Source organism: Ruegeria sp. CH2 (assembly GCF_056537065.1).
The window spans coordinates 1-18,330 of sequence record NZ_JBQFQV010000017.1 but is presented as its reverse complement, the minus strand read 5'-3'; the positions used below and the strand labels follow the sequence as shown (position 1 = coordinate 18,330).

The 18,330-nt window shown below is 55.7% G+C and carries 13 protein-coding genes and 1 tRNA gene; 10 read left to right on the top strand and 4 right to left on the bottom strand.

Annotation, left to right across the window (positions count from 1 at the left end):
* Positions 1 to 16 precede the first annotated feature (16 nt).
* Complete coding sequence (gene rpmH / locus ACR0M9_RS18110; protein ID WP_005980833.1) at positions 17 to 151, bottom strand: 50S ribosomal protein L34; 135 nt, start codon at positions 149 to 151, stop codon at positions 17 to 19.
* A 269-nt stretch (positions 152 to 420) separates the two neighbouring features.
* On the opposite strand from rpmH, the gene ACR0M9_RS18105 reads away from it, so the two are divergent.
* The 5 genes from ACR0M9_RS18105 (at position 421) to ACR0M9_RS18085 (ending at position 6,734) form a co-directional block, all read left to right on the top strand.
* Entirely contained in the window at positions 421 to 1,179 is a 759-nt protein-coding gene (locus ACR0M9_RS18105; protein ID WP_480774291.1) for a TVP38/TMEM64 family protein, read from the top strand.
* Between the two features lie 3 nt (positions 1,180 to 1,182).
* Positions 1,183 to 2,601 (top strand): dihydrolipoyl dehydrogenase family protein, encoded by a 1,419-nt coding sequence (locus ACR0M9_RS18100; RefSeq protein WP_480774290.1) that lies wholly within the window; start codon positions 1,183 to 1,185, stop codon positions 2,599 to 2,601.
* Between the two features lie 18 nt (positions 2,602 to 2,619).
* Complete coding sequence (locus ACR0M9_RS18095) at positions 2,620 to 4,002, top strand: ATP-binding protein (RefSeq protein ID WP_480484751.1); 1,383 nt, start codon at positions 2,620 to 2,622, stop codon at positions 4,000 to 4,002.
* Between the two features lie 64 nt (positions 4,003 to 4,066).
* Positions 4,067 to 4,143 (top strand) — tRNA-Arg (locus ACR0M9_RS18090).
* A gap of 851 nt (positions 4,144 to 4,994) precedes the next feature.
* Positions 4,995 to 6,734: an ATP-dependent nuclease gene (locus ACR0M9_RS18085; RefSeq protein WP_480774289.1), complete on the top strand. Its 1,740-nt coding sequence runs from the start codon at positions 4,995 to 4,997 to the stop codon at positions 6,732 to 6,734.
* A 592-nt stretch (positions 6,735 to 7,326) separates the two neighbouring features.
* Here ACR0M9_RS18085 and ACR0M9_RS18080 read toward each other — a convergent pair.
* Together ACR0M9_RS18080 and ACR0M9_RS18075 are read right to left on the bottom strand one after the other, a co-directional pair.
* Positions 7,327 to 8,733, bottom strand: coding sequence for a Glu/Leu/Phe/Val family dehydrogenase (locus ACR0M9_RS18080; RefSeq protein ID WP_480774288.1), 1,407 nt, complete (start codon positions 8,731 to 8,733; stop codon positions 7,327 to 7,329).
* Positions 8,730 to 12,356 carry a hydantoinase B/oxoprolinase family protein gene (locus tag ACR0M9_RS18075; protein ID WP_480774287.1) on the bottom strand — a complete coding sequence of 1,209 codons (3,627 nt, stop codon included), beginning with the start codon at positions 12,354 to 12,356 and terminating at the stop codon, positions 8,730 to 8,732. The genes ACR0M9_RS18080 and ACR0M9_RS18075 overlap by 4 nt, the downstream gene beginning before the upstream one ends.
* Before the next feature lie 148 nt (positions 12,357 to 12,504).
* Here ACR0M9_RS18075 and ACR0M9_RS18070 point away from each other — a divergent pair, with 148 nt between their 5' ends.
* The 5 genes from ACR0M9_RS18070 (at position 12,505) to ACR0M9_RS18050 (ending at position 16,891) form a co-directional block, all read left to right on the top strand.
* The gene (locus ACR0M9_RS18070; RefSeq protein ID WP_480774286.1) at positions 12,505 to 13,476 is read left to right on the top strand and encodes a TRAP transporter substrate-binding protein; all 972 of its coding nucleotides are present in this window, start codon (positions 12,505 to 12,507) and stop codon (positions 13,474 to 13,476) included.
* Between the two features lie 62 nt (positions 13,477 to 13,538).
* A complete protein-coding gene (locus tag ACR0M9_RS18065) occupies positions 13,539 to 14,087 on the top strand; it encodes a TRAP transporter small permease (protein WP_480774285.1) in 549 nt (182 codons plus the stop codon).
* Between the two features lie 9 nt (positions 14,088 to 14,096).
* The gene (locus ACR0M9_RS18060; protein ID WP_480774284.1) at positions 14,097 to 15,392 is read left to right on the top strand and encodes a TRAP transporter large permease; all 1,296 of its coding nucleotides are present in this window, start codon (positions 14,097 to 14,099) and stop codon (positions 15,390 to 15,392) included.
* A 12-nt stretch (positions 15,393 to 15,404) separates the two neighbouring features.
* Complete coding sequence (locus ACR0M9_RS18055; protein WP_480774283.1) at positions 15,405 to 16,238, top strand: universal stress protein; 834 nt, start codon at positions 15,405 to 15,407, stop codon at positions 16,236 to 16,238.
* A 203-nt stretch (positions 16,239 to 16,441) separates the two neighbouring features.
* Positions 16,442 to 16,891: a winged helix DNA-binding protein gene (locus tag ACR0M9_RS18050; RefSeq protein WP_480774282.1), complete on the top strand. Its 450-nt coding sequence runs from the start codon at positions 16,442 to 16,444 to the stop codon at positions 16,889 to 16,891.
* Positions 16,892 to 17,276: 385 nt separating this feature from the next.
* Here the strand turns inward: ACR0M9_RS18050 and ACR0M9_RS18045 are convergent.
* On the bottom strand, positions 17,277 to 18,330 hold a 1,054-nt coding region (locus ACR0M9_RS18045; protein WP_480774281.1), incomplete at its 5' end, for a N,N-dimethylformamidase beta subunit family domain-containing protein.

Below are 18,330 nucleotides of genomic sequence, written 5' to 3'. Positions count from 1 at the left end.
TGATCGGCGGGCGGTTTTACGCGCTCAGCGATTTGCGGCCGCGGGCGCGGCGTGCGTTCAGGATCTTGCGGCCGGCTTTGGTGGCCATGCGCGCGCGGAAACCATGGCGGCGTTTGCGAACCAGGTTCGAAGGCTGATAGGTGCGTTTCATCGCTCCGTCTCCAATCTATAGCGGTCGGGTGCGGCGCGGATTCGCCTGGCCCTAGTGTTCGAAGCCCGTCCTCTACTGCCAAGCGAAGTGTAAGTCAAACCCCAACGGTCCGGTTTTCGCGGCTTTTGCAACAATTCTGTAAACCGGATGCAGAAAAGATTTCAAATCGGTCGATTATCGTCTGAAACTGTCACGTTCGCGGCCACATAGATCAAGGCCCCGTGAACCCCCTGTTGCCAAAAGCGCAAGCAGCGCATGTTGGGCGTAAGATGAAGCAAGAAGAACCGGAAGGCCAGATGTCCGAAACAAGCCACGCTCCACGAAACGGGTTGGCGCGTCATATCCCCTTGCTGGTGATTCTCGGTGTCGCCGCGGTGGGGTTTTTCACGCTGGGTGATTACCTGACTTTCGAAACCCTGCGCGACAACCGCGAAGCGTTGCTGGCGTGGCGGGACGCAAACTATTGGGCCATGGTGGCCGGGTTTGTTGCCGTCTATATCGTAATCGTCGCGTTTTCGCTGCCCGGAGCTGCCGTCGCCTCGATGACAGGTGGGTTCCTGTTTGGACTGTTTGCCGGAACGGTGTTCAATGTATTTTCGGCCACTATTGGCGCATCGGCCATCTTTTTGGCTGCCCGCTGGGGGTTGGGCAATGCTTTGACGGCCCGGCTGGATGCTTCAAAGGGGACGATTGGGAAGCTGAAAGACAGGTTGCGCGAGAACGAAATCTCGGTGCTGTTCCTGCTGCGGCTTGTCCCGGTTGTGCCGTTCTTTGTGGCCAATCTGGTGCCTGCGCTGGTGGGCGTCAAATTTCGCAATTTTCTGATCACGACGGCGCTGGGCATTATTCCGGGGGGTATCGTTTACACCTGGATCGGCGTTGGGCTGGGCGGTGTGTTCGACCGTGGCGAAACACCGGACGTTTCTTTGTTGTGGGAACCCTTCGTCATTGGCCCCATTGTCGGCTTGTGTGTGCTGGCTGCTTTGTCGATTGTCATCAAGTCCCTGCGTGGCGGAAAGGACGCCTGACCCATGCAACACCTCAAGACAGATATCCTGGTCATTGGGGCCGGGTCCGGTGGGTTATCGGTTGCGGCCGGTGCCAGCCAGATGGGTGCGAAGGTGATCCTTCTGGAAGGGCACAAGATGGGTGGCGACTGCCTGAACTTCGGCTGCGTCCCGTCGAAAGCGCTGATCGCAAGCGGCAAAGCGGCCTTTGGTCAGGCGCATTCCGCCGCGTTTGGCGTGGCCGATGTAAACCCTCAGATCGACTATGCAGCGGCGAAGGATCATGTGCGGGATGTGATTGCACAGATCGAACCGATGGACAGCCAGGAGCGCTTCGAAGGTTTGGGTGTCAAAGTGATCCGCGAATATGGCAGCTTTATCTCCCCGACCAAAGTGCAGGCCGGAGATCATGTCATCACCGCGCGCCGGATCGTGATTGCGACCGGGTCGTCGCCAATGGTTCCGCCAATCCCTGGTCTGGACACTGTACCTTATCAAACAAACGAAACCATCTTCGACCTGCGCGAGCGTCCGGAACACCTGCTGATCATTGGCGGTGGTCCGGTGGGTATGGAAATGGCGCAGGCTCATGTCCGGTTGGGCAGCAAGGTAACAGTCGTTGAAGGGCAGAGGGCGTTGGGCAAAGACGACCCCGAGGCCGCGTCCATTGTGCTGGAGGCTTTGCGCAGTGAAGGTGTCGTGATCCACGAAAACGCCGTGGTGGCCCAGATTCGCGGAAAGGATGGCGTTGTGGAGGTCGTGACCGAGAACGGCGATATTCACCGGGGCTCTCACCTTTTGATCGCCGTAGGGCGCAAGGCCAATATCGAGCGTCTGAACCTGACTGCGGCGGGAATTGACCGCACCAGAACCGGAATCAAGACGGATGACAGCTTGCGGACGTCAAACCGCCGGGTCTATGCGATTGGCGATGTCGTGGGGGGGCTGCAATTCACCCATGTTGCCGGGTATCATGCGGGTATCATCATTCGATCCGCCTTGTTCGGCCTGCCCTCCAGGGCGAAAACGGCGCATATCCCGTGGGCAACGTTCACCGATCCTGAACTGGCACAGGTAGGTCTGACCGAAGCTCAGGCCCGCGACCGGCATGGCGACAGGCTGGAGGTTGCGCGCTTTGATTATCACCACAATGACCGCGCTTTGGCCGAGCGCAAAACCAAAGGGTTCATCAAGGTCATGGTGGTGAAGGGCAGGCCCGTCGGCGCCACGATTGTGGGCCATCAGGCGGGCGAGTTGATAAACATGTGGTCGCTGGCTTTGGCCAATAATCTGAAGATGGGGCAGATAGCTGCTATGGTTTCACCCTATCCGACAATCGGAGAGCTTAACAAACGCGTTGCTGGCGCTTATTTCTCTCCAAGGCTGTTTGAGAATCAGACAGTTAAACGTGTGGTCAGGTTTGTTCAGCGTTGGATTCCCTGACCTGTAAAGGAGCGTAAATTGAACTCGCTGTCGGGCCGATTTCTGATCCTGACGACGGTCTTCGTTATGTTGGCCGAAATCCTGATCTTTGTCCCGTCGATTGCCCGGTTCCGCGAGGATTTCCTGCTGAACCGTCTGGAACGCGCTCAGATCGCATCGCTGGCTTTGTTGGCAGATGATATGCTGGCCGAAGATCTTGAGGCGGAATTGCTGGCGAATGCCGGTGTCTACAACGTTGTGTTGCGTCGGGATGAAGTCCGCCAACTCATGCTGTCGTCTCCGATTCCAGAGGCAATCACCAAAACATTTGATCTACGGGATGCCGGTCCATGGATTTTGATCCGGGATGCGGTGAGCCGGATATTCATACCTGAAAATGAAGTCATTCGTATCATTGGCGAGCCGGTCAAGGGCGCGGGACTGCTGATCGAGGTCACCATCGACAGCGCTCCCCTCCGTATGGCGATGGTTGATTACGGCCTGCGCATTCTGGGGCTGTCCTTTGTCATCTCGATCATCACGGCGTCCTTACTGTTCCTTGCGGTGCGCGTGGTTCTTGTCCGGCCCATCAAAAGCGTGGTTGGATATATGCAGCGCTATGCCAGCGCACCCGAAGATGCGCGCGGCATCATCTCTCCGAATTCCAGAGTGACAGAATTGCGCGAGGCGGAAGAAGCGCTGAAGATGCTGCAAACGGAACTGACGCAGGCTCTCAAACAGCGCGAGCGGTTGGCGCAACTGGGTGGGGCGGTTGCAAAGGTCAGCCATGACCTGCGCAACATTCTGACATCGGCGCAGCTGTTCACGGACAGGATCGAATCCAGTGATGACCCGCTGGTCCGGCGAATGGCTCCGAAGTTGGTGAATTCGATCACCCGTGCTGTATCGCTGTGTGAAAGCACATTGGCATTCGGCCGTGCAGAAGAACCTGCGCCCACCTTGACGATGGTGCCCCTGCGGACAATTGCGGCTGATGTCGCCACCAGCGAACAGCTGGCGGTCGCAGGGGGCTGCGTCGAGATCGTGAACGAAGTGCCGGAAGATCTGATCGCCCGCGCCGACCCCGAGCAGTTGTTTCGTGTCATCATGAACCTCGTGCGTAACGCAAGACAGGCGTTGGAAGCCTCGGGTAAGCCGGGTCACATCACCATCGTCGGGTGTGAATATCAGGATGCCTGGTGTCTTGAAATTCGCGACACCGGGCCGGGTCTTCCGCCAAAAGCACGTGAAAACCTGTTCACACCGTTTCAGGGTGGGGTCCGCAAAGGAGGCTCTGGCCTGGGCCTTGCAATCTCACAGGAACTGGTGCGCGGGCATGGCGGTAACCTGACACTGAAGGAGACCGGACCCGATGGAACGATCTTTGAAATCAGGCTTCCGCGTGGAGACATGACTTTTTGATTTTTTTTTGAAGAATCGGCTTGCACGTCTTTGACCACAGGTCTAAACAGCGCCTCACCAACGCGGACCGATAGCTCAGCTGGATAGAGTACTTGACTACGAATCAAGGGGTCGGGGGTTCGAATCCTCCTCGGTCCGCCACTGGTTTTCTTGTTGAACGTCACATGAACCTGACCCAACCTTCATAGTTGGACCAGAAAAGCAGCGAACGTTCGACATCAGAAGGCGCCCCCAATGTTGGACATCAGTTGAATTTGACCTTTGTGTCATCAGCTAACACGCCGCCGCCATTTCGTATTCCCGCAGATAGTGTGGTTTGATCTGACTTCCCTTTCGGAAAATCAGAGCTGATTTGTAGGTCAGACAGCGAAGCTGCCTGTTCCTGCTAATCTGCCACGTGGCGAACGCGGGAGGGGGCGAGGCAATGCTATTCGACAGGGGTGGTGCGGCCCGCAGGCACAGCCGAGGACACGGCCCTGTCTAATGGGGTTGCCCGAGGGGGAGGGCTGCGCCCTCACCCTGACGGCCAGGGCGTTTGGCTTGTCCAAATCCCGCTGGCCCACGAAAAGAAAGTGGTGAGGTAGAGGGCCTGCCGCCATTTGCGATTGAGCCCTTCTGTCAAAATTCAAAAAGTAATAGACGGCCACAGAGCAGACTTTCGTTGCGGTTGCAACAATGGAATTAACCGACGGCAGCTATGCGCATAAACGGAGATCGCAATGTTCATAAACGCCTTTTCCGGCTTTCGCCTACCCGAGCCCATTTTGCTCCTTTCGGCTCAGTTTCTCGGTTTCGGTTGGAGTGAATCCAGCTACCGTTGGCGAGAAAACCTGGAAAGCACTTTACTAAAACGAGAAAATTAGGAATGGATGTTGCCAGCTGGTTCGATGATTTCTGCAACAGCATTGCGGTCGACAAGAAAGCCGTGAGTTCCAACGGATATCGAGCTCTGACCAAACGCCCAAGCGTAGTTTTTTGGAGAATACAGAACCATGAGTGAAGCGGATGAAACAACCCATCCACTTGATGGTTTCGACCTCAATATTCGTGGTGTAAAGTGCTTTGACGACGACGGCAGCTTTTTTTTTCGCTTTGCGCCCATTACCTTCATCATCGGAAAGAACAACTCCGGAAAGTCAACGGTTCTGGATGTCTTGCAAGAGGGTGGCAAATCAAATGGCAGACTGTTTGAAGGACCATTGTCCAGAGCCGGTGCTACACCATACATAGAAATCAAAACGCGGCCCGACGAAGCGAAATTAAGGAGAGCCTTTCCATCGAATACAAGCGGTGGATCAATTCCCGGAAGGAATCACTGGGAGTACGCGGAGACGCACATTCGTCCATATAGTTTTACCTGGGTTTTCGACCCAGGTCGCAATGTCAGGGTTAAAGTTGAAAGTGATCATAAACACGAGTTGGTTCCTAATGCTCTGAAAAATTTGGTGAATTGTATTGAATTCCCTTTTTCCGGCGTTTGGAGCACTCGCATCCTCGCAGAACGTGACGTGCAACCGGAACAACGCAACACAAGCAGGAAATTAGACTCTACCGGCAGAGGATTGACCAACCTTGTGAGGGCATTCATCAATAGTGAAGACCTACCAAGGCACCTCGTCGAAGTCGAATTGCTTCGTGACCTAAACGAAATCTATCTCGGTGATAGCCAATTTTCGGAAATCATTTGCCAAGAAAGTGAAGCCTCGGGATTGTGGGAGATCTATCTTCGGGAAGAAGGCAAAGGCGATATACGGCTTTCACAATCCGGAAGCTCTCTGAGAACGGTCTTCTTAGTCCTTGCTTTTTTGAGTTTGTATCCGGCTGTTGAGAAAACAGGACCTGCGTCGAAATTGGTTTTCTGTTTGGAGGAACCCGAAAACAATCTCCACCCAGCACTGTTGAGAAGGCTCATAGACTTCTTGGCACGACAAAGAGAAAAGCAGGGTTTTTGCTTGGTCATTACCACCCACTCTCCGATTTGCATCGATCTTGCTGCAAGGCGGGACGACGCAACCATATTGCACGTACGTAGTGACGAAGGTCGAACTGTTTGCGAAAACGTGCTCGATTACGCGGGGCAATCCAGCATCTTGGAGGATTTAGATGTTCGTGGTTCAGACATCCTGCAAGCCAATGGCATTATTTGGGTCGAAGGACCCTCAGACCGAGTATATCTCAACAAATGGATTGAAGTTGTGTCGGAAGGGAACCTCCGAGAAGGAGCGCACTACACTTTCATGTTCTACGGCGGAAAGGTGTTGAAACACTTTGATGCTCTTCCACCAGAAGAATTACCCAAGAAGATTGCTATGTTAGCGGTGAACCGGAACATCGCGGTTGTAATGGATAGCGACAGACGCCCGAAGGCATGGCGCACGAAAACTGGCAAGCCTCGACGTCCTCAAATGCGGTTGAACGAAACCAAGCGAGAAATAATTAAGCAAGTCGAAGAACTTGGCGGTTATGCTTGGATCACTGCCGGGAAAGAAATTGAAAACTATGTGCCCAACGACATCTGGGATCAGGTGGCGGGCAAAATTCTATCCATCAAAGATGAATACGAAGATGTTCCGGCAATTCCGGTGCTGTCCAAATTGGCATTGACAAAGGTTGATCTCGCCCACAAGGCAGAAGGATTGATTAGACGTGATGCAATTACTGGTCATTTGGACCTTGAGGAATGCACTGAAAAGCTCTGTGGCCACATCCGGAAGTGGAACGGACTGAGTTGAAGCCTAGTTAGTTGTTGAAGCAGAAAAGGATATTCGTTCATCATTGGTTCTGGGGACGGCAGCAATATACTCGGATGGCAAGGATTGCGAATGCCACACCGCAGCACTTAGCTACATCGCGAAGGTCCGCAAAAAATAACCGAAATCTTCCGAGTGCATCCGCAGCGCCAAAGCAGCACAGCAATGACCGCAATGGGCTCTGACCGCCATTCGGTGCGAACCGCAGAGAATGGCGGCGGCGAGCCCAACCTGTGAATTCGGATTTCTCGCTGCGAGTGCTCGCAGTACGAAAATCGCTGCATATTCTCAGATAACAATGCTGTTGCGCAGCAGGAAAACCAGTCATTTATACACCGAGCGGCGAGATTTTTGAGGCAAGGAACAAGATGCGGGCGAAGTTGCCCTTCGCTGAAGCTGCGCAATGTCGGGTGTCAGCAAGTAAGCTGGACCACAGCAATTAGGTTGCGGCGGTTCCTCTGGCCGAAACCTCCGATCAAACCACTGATATTGAAGCGGTGAAGTGAGCCGCAGGCCCTGCAGCTCACTTCACTTCTTGACGAGCAAGGTTGGGAGTAGAACCTTTTTCATCAATTCAGATTCCAATGGCCTTGTAAGCCTCGGCAATGCGGTTAACGGCCAGACCGTAGGCGGCATTGCGCAGATCAACCGCTGCGTCATCAGGGTTGTTCCAGCGGCGCGAAAGCTCGGCGTAGGTGGAGCGCATCATGTCATCCAGACCGGAGCGGACGAGATCGATCTCTGTTCGGCCATGAAAGAACTCATCTTCGGCGTCCTTTGGAAAAGCCTGCCCCGTCATGGCTTCTAGTGATCGGGCCAGAGTGCGGTGACCCTTTTCATCATAACGACGTTCCATCAGGCCAAAAGGGATATGGGTTAGGTTCTTGACCCATTCGAAATAGCTGACCACGACGCCGCCGGCGTTGGCAAATAGGTCGGGGATGATCACAACCCCACGTTCCCGTAATGACCTGTCTGCCTCGTAGCTGATCGGCCCATTGGCAGCCTCCACGATCAGCCGGGCCTGAATCGCCGCGGCATTGCCACTGTGGATCACATGCTCCATTGCCGCGGGGATCAGGATGTCACACTCATCTTCCAGTGCTTTCGAGCCATCGGGGTCAAAGCGTCCACCGTCAAATCCCTGAACGCCACCGTTTTCCGTCACATGTGATTTGAGGCGCTCGATGTTCAAGCCCTCGGAATTACGGACCACGCCATCGCGCTCGATCACCGCGACGATCCGGCACTTGTCGTCTTCGCTCAGGAACTTCGCGGCGTGATAGCCGACATTACCGAGACCTTGCACGATGACGGGGCGACCGGACAGGTCGTTGTCTTGAAAACCAGCCTTTTGTACGTCTTCGGCCATTTCAAAAAAGGCCTGCACGGCGAACTGAACCCCCCGCCCGGTGGCTTCGGTCCGGCCTTCGATCCCATTGCCACCAAGCGGTTTGCCGGTAACACAAGCCATTCCATTGATATCGTCAGGCTTGAGTCGCCGGTATTCGTCGGCGATCCACATCATGGTCTGATCATTGGTGCCCATATCCGGGGCAGGCACGTTCATACCCGAATTCAAGAACCCATGACGGATCAGCTCCTGCGCAAACCGGCGCGTGATTTTCTCCAGTTCAAGTTCATTCCACTCGCGCGGGTCGATCATCAGCGCCCCCTTGGAGCCACCGAAAGGCAGTCCGAGCAAGGCGCACTTATAAGTCATCAGCGCGGCCAGCGCCTCGACCTCGCCCTGATCGGCCTGGGCGGAATACCGAATGCCACCCTTAGCGGGGTTGTTATGGGTAGAGTGCACTGCACGCCAACCGGTAAAGGTGTGCATTTTGCCGCGCAGCCGTACCCCAAAACGGGTCACATAGGTTGCGTTGCACACCCGGATTTTCTCGGCCAGGCCATCAGGAAGATCCAGAGAGCCGGTGGCTGCGTCAAACATGGCGTCAACATCTGAGAGGAAACTGCTCATTTCGCGGCCTCCGGCTTGCCGTAACCGCCACCGCCGGGCGTGTTCATGACGAAGATATCGCCCGGGGCCATCAATGCCTCGTCATTGCCACGAAGCGGGACAATGGTGCCGTCTTTGCGTTCGACGTGGTTCTCGCCAGTTTGGCCCGGATTCCCGCCAGCGGCGCCATGCGGAGGGACGTCGCGGTGCGAGGACAGGACCGTCGCGGTCATCTCCTCAAGGAAACGCAATTTGCGGGTGATCCCGCTGCCACCAGTCCACTTACCTTCTCCGCCAGAACCATGCCGGATCGAAAACTCCTCGACACGCACCGGGAACCGGCTCTCCAGCACTTCCGGGTCGGTCATGCGGGTGTTGGTCATGTGGCTGTGCACCGCGCTGGCCCCGTCAAAACCCTCGCCAGCACCCGCGCCACCGCAGATGGTCTCGTAGTTCTGCAAGCGCGCATTGCCGTATACGAAGTTGTTCATCGTGCCTTGTGAACCGGCGATCACACCCAAAGCGCCGTAGAGCGTGTCCGCAATCGCCTGACTGACTTCGGTATTTCCTGAAATCACGGCGGCGGGATAGTTCGGATTGATCATCGACCCTTCCGGCGCGCGAATATCCATTGGCTTCAGGCAACCTTCATTCATCGGGATGTCCGCCCCGACAAGTGTGCGGAAGACGTAGAGCACGACAGCCCGGCAAATCGAAAACGGCGCGTTGTAGTTGAACTGGTCCTGTGGCGACGTGCCTTCAAAATCAACGATCGCACTGCGTGTTTCTTTGTCGACAGTGATCTTGACCGCAATCTGCGCACCGCTGTCGAGCGGGTAGGTGAACTCGCAGTCCTTCAGCACGTCGAGCACACGGCGCACGCTTTCCTCGGCATTGTCCTGAACGTGACCCATGTAAGCTTGCACCACGTCCAGGCCGAATTGGCGGGTGATTTTGCCAAGCTCTTCTGCACCGGTCGCGTTGGCGGCGACCTGTGCGGCAAGATCGGCCATGTTTTCGGTGATGTTGCGACAGGGAAAGCGGCCCGAGGCCAGAAGCGCGCGGGTCTCCTCTTCGCGCAACGTGCCACGATCAACCAACAGGAAATTGTCGATCAGCACGCCTTCTTCGTCGATGTGGCGACTATCGGGCGGGGCCGATCCGGGGGTCTTGCCACCGATATCAGCATGGTGCCCGCGCGAGGCTGTGAGGAAGATGATGTCCTTTCCAGCTTCATCAAAGACGGGCGTAATCACAGTCACATCCGGCAGGTGGGTTCCGCCGTTGTAGGGGTTGTTCATCATGAAAACGTCGCCGGGGCGAATCTTGCCCGTGTTCTGACGCAGGATTGTGCGCACGCTTTCCGACATTGATCCCAAATGAACCGGGACGTGCGGCGCGTTGGCAACCAGATCGCCATTGGCATCAAAGATCGCGCAGGAGAAATCAAAGCGCTCTTTGATGTTTACCGAATAGGCGGTGTTGGCCAGCGTTGCGCCCATCTGATCAGCAATCGACATGAAGAGGTTGTTGAACACTTCCAGCATCACCGGATCGACATTGGTGCCAATTGCTTCTTCACGGGTAATGGCCTCAACCCGACGCAAAACCAAGCCGCCACCGGAAAGCCCCTCTGCGTCCCAGCCCGGCTCAAGCACATTGGTCCCAGTTGGCTCAACAATGATCGCAGGGCCGGAAACTCTGTCACCCGGCTCGATCGTCTCGCGCATGACCAGCGGTACGTCGCGCCACGCGCCCTTGGTAAACATACGGGCGAGTTTGTTCTTGGTGCTGGCCAGATCATCAGCTGAGAGAGTGACACCCTCACCCGTCGCACCCACAGCTTCCGCAGTGAGCAGATCAATGATCAGATCATCATAGTCCGGGACAAAGCCAAAGCGTTGCTGATGGGCCTGTTCAAACCCCACCTTCATTTCCTTTTCGCTTCCAAAAGGCACAGGCAAGGTCTGATGCGATCCCGGCGTCCGGATATGAGCGGTCTCGATCAAATTGATTTGTGAGGCATCTATGCCCTGATTCAACACTTCGGTGCGAGCGTCAGATCCAATGTTGGAGAGCGCCGCCCCTGCGTCCTCGATCTGTGAAATGGACCTGGCAAACTGGTATTCCCGAATGGCACGTATGTCGGCCAGCCCCATCCCGAAGGCGGACAGAACGCCGGCGAAGGGATGGATATAGATGCTTTCCATACCCAACACGTCGGCGACCTGACAGGCGTGCTGCCCTCCGGCGCCGCCGAAGCAGTTCATTGTGTAGCTGGTCACGTCATAGCCGCGCTGCACCGAGATTTTCTTGATCGCGTTGGCCATGTTTTCGACCGCGATGCGCAAATACCCTTCAGCCAGTTCTTCTGGCGACTTGGGAGCCTCACCGGTTTCATTGGCAATTATTGCAGACAACTCCTCGAATTTGGCGCGGGCCGCAGCCACATCCAGCGGCTCGTTCCCATCGGGGCCAAACACCGCTGGAAACTGATCGGGCTGAATTTTGCCCAGCACCACGTTGCAGTCGGTAACTGCCAGCGGCCCGCCGCGACGATAGCTGGCCGGACCGGGGTTTGCCCCCGCACTTTCCGGGCCAACCTGCATCCGTCCCTGCCGGAAGCTGAGGATCGACCCGCCCCCAGCCGCGACCGTATGGATGCTCATCATCGGGGCACGCATCCGAACGCCAGCCACCTCGGTCTCGAACGAGCGTTCAAACTCACCGGCATAGTGGCAGACATCCGTCGAGGTGCCGCCCATGTCGAAACCGATCAGCTTGTCAAAGCCAGCCTCTTCCGCCGTCCGCACCATGCCGACCACACCTCCGGCGGGCCCGGACAGGATCGCATCCTTGCCCTGAAACAACGCCGCATCGGTCAGGCCACCGTTTGACTGCATGAACATCAACGACTTGCAGCCACTACGATCGGCACCAAGCGCGTCACTTACCTGCCCAACATAGCGGCGCAGGATGGGGGACAGATAGGCGTCAACGACTGTTGTATCGCCACGCGATACCAGCTTGATCAGCGGGCTGACCTCATGGCTTAGCGATATCTGGGTAAAGCCTTGTTGTTCGGCCATATGGCCGATTTTTTGTTCATGTTCTGGAAAACGGTATCCATGCATCAAGGCGACTGCGACAGAGCGATAGCCCTTACCATATGCGGTGCTGAGAGCCGTGCGAACTTGGTTTAAATTCAAGGGCGAGACAATATTCCCGTCGGCATCCAGTCGTTCATCGACTTCGATCGCCTCTTCATAGAGGAGTTCCGGAAGAACGATGTCCAGATCGAACAATTTAGGCCGGTTCTGATAACCGATCCGCAACAGGTCGCGCATCCCCTTGGAGATTAACAAGACGGTGCGGTCGCCCTTGCGTTCGAGCAACGCGTTTGTTGCAACGGTGGTTCCCATCTTGACGGCTTCAATGGTGCCAGCAGGGATTTCGTCGTCTGATGACAACCCCAGCAACTCGCGAATCCCCTGAACGGCAGCGTCTTTGTAGCGTTCAGGGTTTTCCGACAATAGCTTATGGGATTGCAGAGATCCATCTGGCCGGCGCGCCACAATATCAGTGAATGTCCCGCCCCGATCCACCCAAAACTGCCATAGTGCTTTGTTATTATTTACATTCATGGTGAGCTTCCTCGGGCTTTTTGTGAACGCTTTCTGGCGAATGTACTCCCCCAGAATCTTGCTAGTTAGCATGACGGTAATAAAACGTTGACAAAGTGTCAAGGAAACATCAGGGTAATGCTACGAACTCGATTTAGGGAGGAACCAAATGAGTTTTCTGAAGCTTCTAAGTGGCGCAGCGATTGCGCTTTCTGTTTCGGCCGCAAGCGTTCAAGCTGAAACTTGGGACATGGCGACGCCCTATCCCGACGCAACTTTCCACACACAAAACATCAACCAGTTTGCTGCAGACGTGGCGGCTGCAACAGATGGCGCGTTGGAAATCAACGTCCATTCCGCGGGGTCGTTGTTCAAACATCCCGAAATTTCCAAGGCTGTCCGCAGCGGTCAGGTGCCCGCCGGGGAATTCTTCCTGTCGCTCCTGAACAATGACAACCCGGCCTTCGGCGTGGATTCTCTGCCGTTCCTGGCAACTAACTACGACGATGCGGAGCGCCTTTGGGCCGCTCAGCGTCCGGTAGTAGACGAATTGCTCGGTGAGCAAGGCCTGATGGTTCTTTATGCTGTGCCGTGGCCGCCTCAGGGGCTGTATACCACGAAGGCCATCCCAACAGTCGATGATCTGGCCGGTCTCAAGTTCCGGACATACAACTCAACTCTGGAAACCTTCGCTTCAATGGCCGGTGCTGCACCGACACAGATCGAAGTCCCGGATATCGCTCAAGCCTTCTCCACGGGTCGGGTCGAGGCGATGATCACGTCGCCCTCAACCGGTGTGAATTCGCAAGCCTGGGACTTCCTGTCCAACTACACAGACATTCAGGCTTGGATTCCCAAGAACATCGTTGTGGTCAACAAACGTGCATTCCAGCGCTTGGACGAAGCGACCCAACAAGCCGTGTTGGAAGCAGCAGCTGCCGCCGAAACTCGTGGTTGGGAGATGAGCCGCGCGGAAACTGAAGCCCAAACCGCAGCATTGGCTGAAAATGGGATCGACGTTCAGGAACCGTCGGAAGAACTGATGAGTGGTTTGCGTGCGATTGGCACAAAGATGCTTGAGGACTGGACGGCATCGTCCGGCGAGGCAGGTGCATCTATTCTGGATGCGTACAATCAATAAACCGCAAAACAATGTGGTGGGGGTCTTATGGCCCCCACTGCAATTCTAGGGAGGAAAATACCATGCGACGCATACTCGATGCGCTCTACATTTATAGCGGTGTTGCCGCCGCGCTTTTCATCAGCGCCATCGTGGCAATCGTTTTTGCACAGGTTTGTCTGAACCTGACTGACAAGATTTACTCAGCCATATTTGGCAGCGCGCTTGGACTGACAATTCCGTCTTATTCCGATTTCACCGGTTTCTTCCTTGCGGCAGCCTCGTTCCTGGCTTTGGCTTACACGCTGCGCTCGGGTGGTCACATCCGAGTGACCCTCGTAACTGGCTTAATGCCGCCCAAGGCGCAACGCGGTTTTGAGGCGCTGGCTCTGTCGATCGGCCTCGCGATGACGGCTTACGCAACATTCTACATGTTTGGCTTGGTGCACGAGTCCATTGAGTTTGGCGATATGACATCCGGGATGGTGTCCATCCCGGTTTGGGTCCCACAGGTACCTGTTCTGGTCGGTCTTGCCATCCTTACAATCGCACTTGCCGACGAACTCATTCTCGTCCTGCGCGGACAGGCCCCGACCTACGAAGGTCAGGGTGAAAACCTTCTGAGCGAATAGGAGCGTGCTATGACCGTAGGACTTCTTTCTGTAATTCTCCTCGTTCTGCTCTTTGCCATGCTCGGGGCAGGCGTTTGGGTCGCCTTCTCGCTGATGGGCGTGGGCATTGCCGCAATGGCGCTCTTCTCAAACGCGCCGCTTGGCCTTGTCATGGCCACAACCATTTGGGGCCACAGTAATTCTTGGGCACTGGCTGCCCTGCCTTTGTTCATCTGGATGGGCGAAATCTTGTTCCGCTCTAAGCTATCAGACGACATGTTTACCGGACTGTCACCATGGATGAACCGGCTACCCGGTCGCCTGCTCCATGTGAACATCTTCGGCTGTGGCATCTTCGCGGCTGTTTCGGGCTCTTCTGCAGCAACAGCTGCCACGATTGGCAAATTGTCGATCCCCGAACTCTCTCAACGGGGTTATCCTGAAAAACTCATGATCGGCACGTTGGCGGGTGCGGCCACTCTGGGCCTATTGATCCCGCCGTCCATCATTCTGATCGTTTATGGCGTTGCCACCGAGCAATCGATTGCGCGCCTCTTCGTGGCTGGCGTGTTGCCTGGGCTGCTGCTCGTAGCCCTGTTCGTCGGCTATGTTGCCATCTGGTCTTTGTTGAACCGCGACAAGCTGCCCGATGAAGCCTTCGAGTTTTCCTTCCGGGAAAAACTCCACAGATCGCGTCGATTGATCCCGGTCATACTTCTGATTGGTGGCGTGATTGGGTCCATCTACGCTGGCATCGCCTCACCGACAGATGCTGCTGCTGTAGGGGTGGTTTTGGCGTTGGTTCTTTCCTGGCATTCGGGTTCGCTGAATAGGAAAACCTTCGCAGAAGGGCTCATGGGGGCCACAAAAACATCTTGCATGATTGCCTTCATTCTTGCAGGAGCGTCTTTTCTGACCGTCGCCATGGGGTTCACCGGCATCCCGCGTATCCTCGCGGAATGGATCGGAGGTATGAACCTGTCTACCTATGCCCTGCTGGCGGCACTCACCGTGTTCTTCATCATTATGGGCATGTTCCTGGATGGAATTTCGGTCGTGGTTCTGACCACTTCCGTCGTCATGCCGATGGTGCAGCAGGTTGGAATCGATCCTCTCTGGTTTGGTATCTTCCTGGTGATCGTGGTGGAGATGTCGCAGATCACACCGCCAGTCGGTTTCAACCTGTTCGTTCTGCAGTCTTTGACCGGACGAAACATACTGGTGATTGCCCGCGCCGCACTCCCCTTCTTCATCCTGATGATCGTCGCACTGGCCATCATCGTCGCTGTGCCGGGGATTGTCACATATCTCCCCAACAACATGTAGGGCCTCAAAGTCATGAACTCATTCAAACGTATTCTGGTTCTGCAAGATGACTCGCCTCAGTGTCCCGTCTGGACCAAACAGGCGGCGAAGCTGGCAGCAGAGTGGGGCGCGCGCCTGCTTGGGCTGCACGTCGAGCCCAAAGTGGTCAGACGAAACTACTACGATTCCTCCGTCGGGGATGAACTTGGGCAGGTGCAAAGCTCAGTGGAAAAGACCAGAGAGAAGCTGGTGCTCGACAGGTTCGATGAGGTGTTAGAGGAGTTTGGCGTCCGTTCGCGCTGGATGGCGACCCAGGGAGATCCAGTTGTCGAAGCCCGCCGTATGGCCAGATACGCCGATCTGGCCATACTGGGATATCCAGGGAAATCCTCCGATGATCTGAACGACCTGCGCCGCATTGTCGAGCACGTGGCTATCGGGTCCGGCTGCCCGACCTTGGTCATTCCGCAATCCTTCACGAACAAGGTTGAATTTGACCGGATCGCTGTATGCTGGGACGGCAGCCGCGAAGCTGTCCGCGCCTTGCGCGATGCCCTTGAATTGCTTTCAACGGCAACAGCCGTTGACGTCCTGATTGCGGATGAAGGGGACGAAACACGTCCTCAAATCTCGGGTGAACAGATCAAGGAACTGCTTCAGGCCCATGGTATTGAGGCAAATATCCATGAAATTGCTCCTGTACACAGAAATGCTGGAAAAGATCTTCTTGCCAAGACGGAGGACCTGGGCTCTCAGGTGATTGTGCTTGGTGCCTATGGCCATTCGCGTTTGCGGGACCTGGTATTGGGTGGCGTGACACAGCATATGTTGCGACACACGACGGTACCGCTATTTCTGTCTCACTAGGTGGCGAACTTAACGCCAACAAATTGCAAACGTTACGACAGCGTTTCTTGCGCGAAAGCCCGTAGGTCATATAGAGTGGGAGAAGATTCAAGAAGAAAGCGAGAGTAGCAGTGACGAAGTCAACTAACCGTACTGGAACCAACAGCAGTGAAACTGCAATCGTATCCTCGTCTCATCTCGCGGATTCGCCAGTTGGCTGGCAAATGAGCGAGCTCGAATACGCTATGACCATGACATATAACGCGTTTTCCCGCTGGATGATGCATTGCATGAAAACCGTTGGTTACAAGGATTTTAACCCGCTGGATATCCTTATCCTGCACAACATCAATCATCGGGAAAAAGAAAAGCGACTCGCCGACATCGCGTTCATGCTCAATATCGAGGACACCCATACGGTCAACTACGCGGTCAAAAAACTGATCAAGGCCGGGTTGGTGGAGGGCCAGAAAACCGGAAAAGAGATTTTCTATCGCACCACGGCGCGAGGTCAGCAGGTATGTCTGGAGTATGGCAAGATCCGGAATGCTTGTTTGCTTGAAACAGCTTCCGCTGCCGGTCGGGATTTTGATGAGATCAGCCATGTCGCAAAGGTTCTGAGAAACACCTCCGGGCTTTATGATCAGGCCTCGCGCGCAGCTGCATCTCTGTAAGCGGCAGAGCGAATGAATGCTGCGTAAGCAATGGCCGCACGTGCATAAGGCTGGTTTGTCCCGTCCTCGATGGTCAGACCCGTTTGCGGCGAAAGTGCGATTTGAATCTTGTGGGATTTTGCATCGATGAATGACCGCAATCGGGAGATTCTCTGCGATGCAATAAATAGCGTGCCGCGCCTGCGAGTAGATGCTGCGTCAGCAAACACCCGGAAGCGCAATGGCGGCAAAGTCCGCTTCTCGGGATTTGCAAAGCCCGACGATGAAGGTCCGGTTTGGGCTGGGACCAGCCAATCATGCTTGCTGCGGAGAACGGCAACACTGAGCCCGTTTGACCGGATGCTGCGGTTTGAACAGAGGTCCGCTTTAGACAAAGATGCAGAAGCTATCGTGAGCACCCTGTCGACTTGCCAAACCTGCCTAGCACGTTGCGTGTGATCTGTTCGACCTGTCTGTCCTGTCGGATCAGGCCCGCTACCCATTCGCAGGTCGCAGCGGTGAATATCTCACCCTTGCCACGCGGCCACGAGATGATCATTCCGTTGCCGCGTTTGCAGGCGTCCAGAGTTTCGGGTGTGACCGCTCCGAACAGCACCTGCGCCTTGAACGCCGCGTCGGCTGACCCGATGTAAGGCGTCTCGCCCCAGATGCCGTGATCCGCCTCGATGTTGGTGGCCAGCCCCATTGCAAGGATCTCGATCTCTGGAACGGCCCCGTCGGTACAAGTCGGGTATGGCAGCCCATCTTCGAAGCGGTAGTCCAGCCCGTCGACCTCGTACCCGAATATCCGCGACCGGGCACCCAGCACGTCGCCATAGCCGACACCTGCTCCGTCAAACGCCCAATGATCGTCGCGATAGATCGTGAAACCGCCCGCTCCGCCGCCCACGCAATTGCCAAGACCGGCATAGACACCGCGAAGGGCGTTGACCCCGAAGGTCAGGGCACCGGGGCGGCCCACCGGCGCGACCTCGAAGGCGCCCGAGACGAGATGCTCCTGATTCGTGCCCATCAGCGGATCCTGATCTGCGATATACTTGTAACAGACTTGCGTGCGACCCTCGTTCTCGATCCTAGTCTGCCACAGGAAATTGCCCGCAAACCGCGCGACATTGCCGCCACCGTCGACATAGGCGTCGACCGCATCGCGCATCTCCGCGCTCCAGTATTCATCGTGGCCGACGAACACGGCGCAGGCGTAGCGGTTCAGCACGTCTGGCTCGCGATGCAGATCATGCTGCGTGATCACGTCGAAGTCATAACCTTCACCCTCGGCCCAGCGGGCGAAGTGACGCTCGTAACTGGCCCAGCCCGCCGAGGCGTATTTCTTGGAGTAGCCATAGGCATAGTGGACGTGTCGCGGTTTGCTGCCGCTCCTTTGATAGCATTTATTGCAGCAAAGGAGACGAACTATGGGACTGAAACGGACGGACGAATTT

Excerpts from the sequence above, each read along its gene's own strand:
- rpmH (WP_005980833.1), bottom strand. The coding sequence starts at position 151 with ATGAAACGCACCTATCAGCCTTCGAACCTGGTTCGCAAACGCCGCCAT.
- ACR0M9_RS18105 (WP_480774291.1), top strand. The coding sequence starts at position 421 with ATGAAGCAAGAAGAACCGGAAGGCCAGATGTCCGAAACAAGCCACGCT.
- ACR0M9_RS18100 (WP_480774290.1), top strand. The coding sequence starts at position 1,183 with ATGCAACACCTCAAGACAGATATCCTGGTCATTGGGGCCGGGTCCGGT.
- ACR0M9_RS18085 (WP_480774289.1), top strand. The coding sequence starts at position 4,995 with ATGAGTGAAGCGGATGAAACAACCCATCCACTTGATGGTTTCGACCTC.
- ACR0M9_RS18080 (WP_480774288.1), bottom strand. The coding sequence starts at position 8,733 with ATGAGCAGTTTCCTCTCAGATGTTGACGCCATGTTTGACGCAGCCACC.
- ACR0M9_RS18075 (WP_480774287.1), bottom strand. The coding sequence starts at position 12,356 with ATGAATGTAAATAATAACAAAGCACTATGGCAGTTTTGGGTGGATCGG.
- ACR0M9_RS18070 (WP_480774286.1), top strand. The coding sequence starts at position 12,505 with ATGAGTTTTCTGAAGCTTCTAAGTGGCGCAGCGATTGCGCTTTCTGTT.
- ACR0M9_RS18065 (WP_480774285.1), top strand. The coding sequence starts at position 13,539 with ATGCGACGCATACTCGATGCGCTCTACATTTATAGCGGTGTTGCCGCC.
- ACR0M9_RS18060 (WP_480774284.1), top strand. The coding sequence starts at position 14,097 with ATGACCGTAGGACTTCTTTCTGTAATTCTCCTCGTTCTGCTCTTTGCC.
- ACR0M9_RS18055 (WP_480774283.1), top strand. The coding sequence starts at position 15,405 with ATGAACTCATTCAAACGTATTCTGGTTCTGCAAGATGACTCGCCTCAG.
- ACR0M9_RS18050 (WP_480774282.1), top strand. The coding sequence starts at position 16,442 with ATGAGCGAGCTCGAATACGCTATGACCATGACATATAACGCGTTTTCC.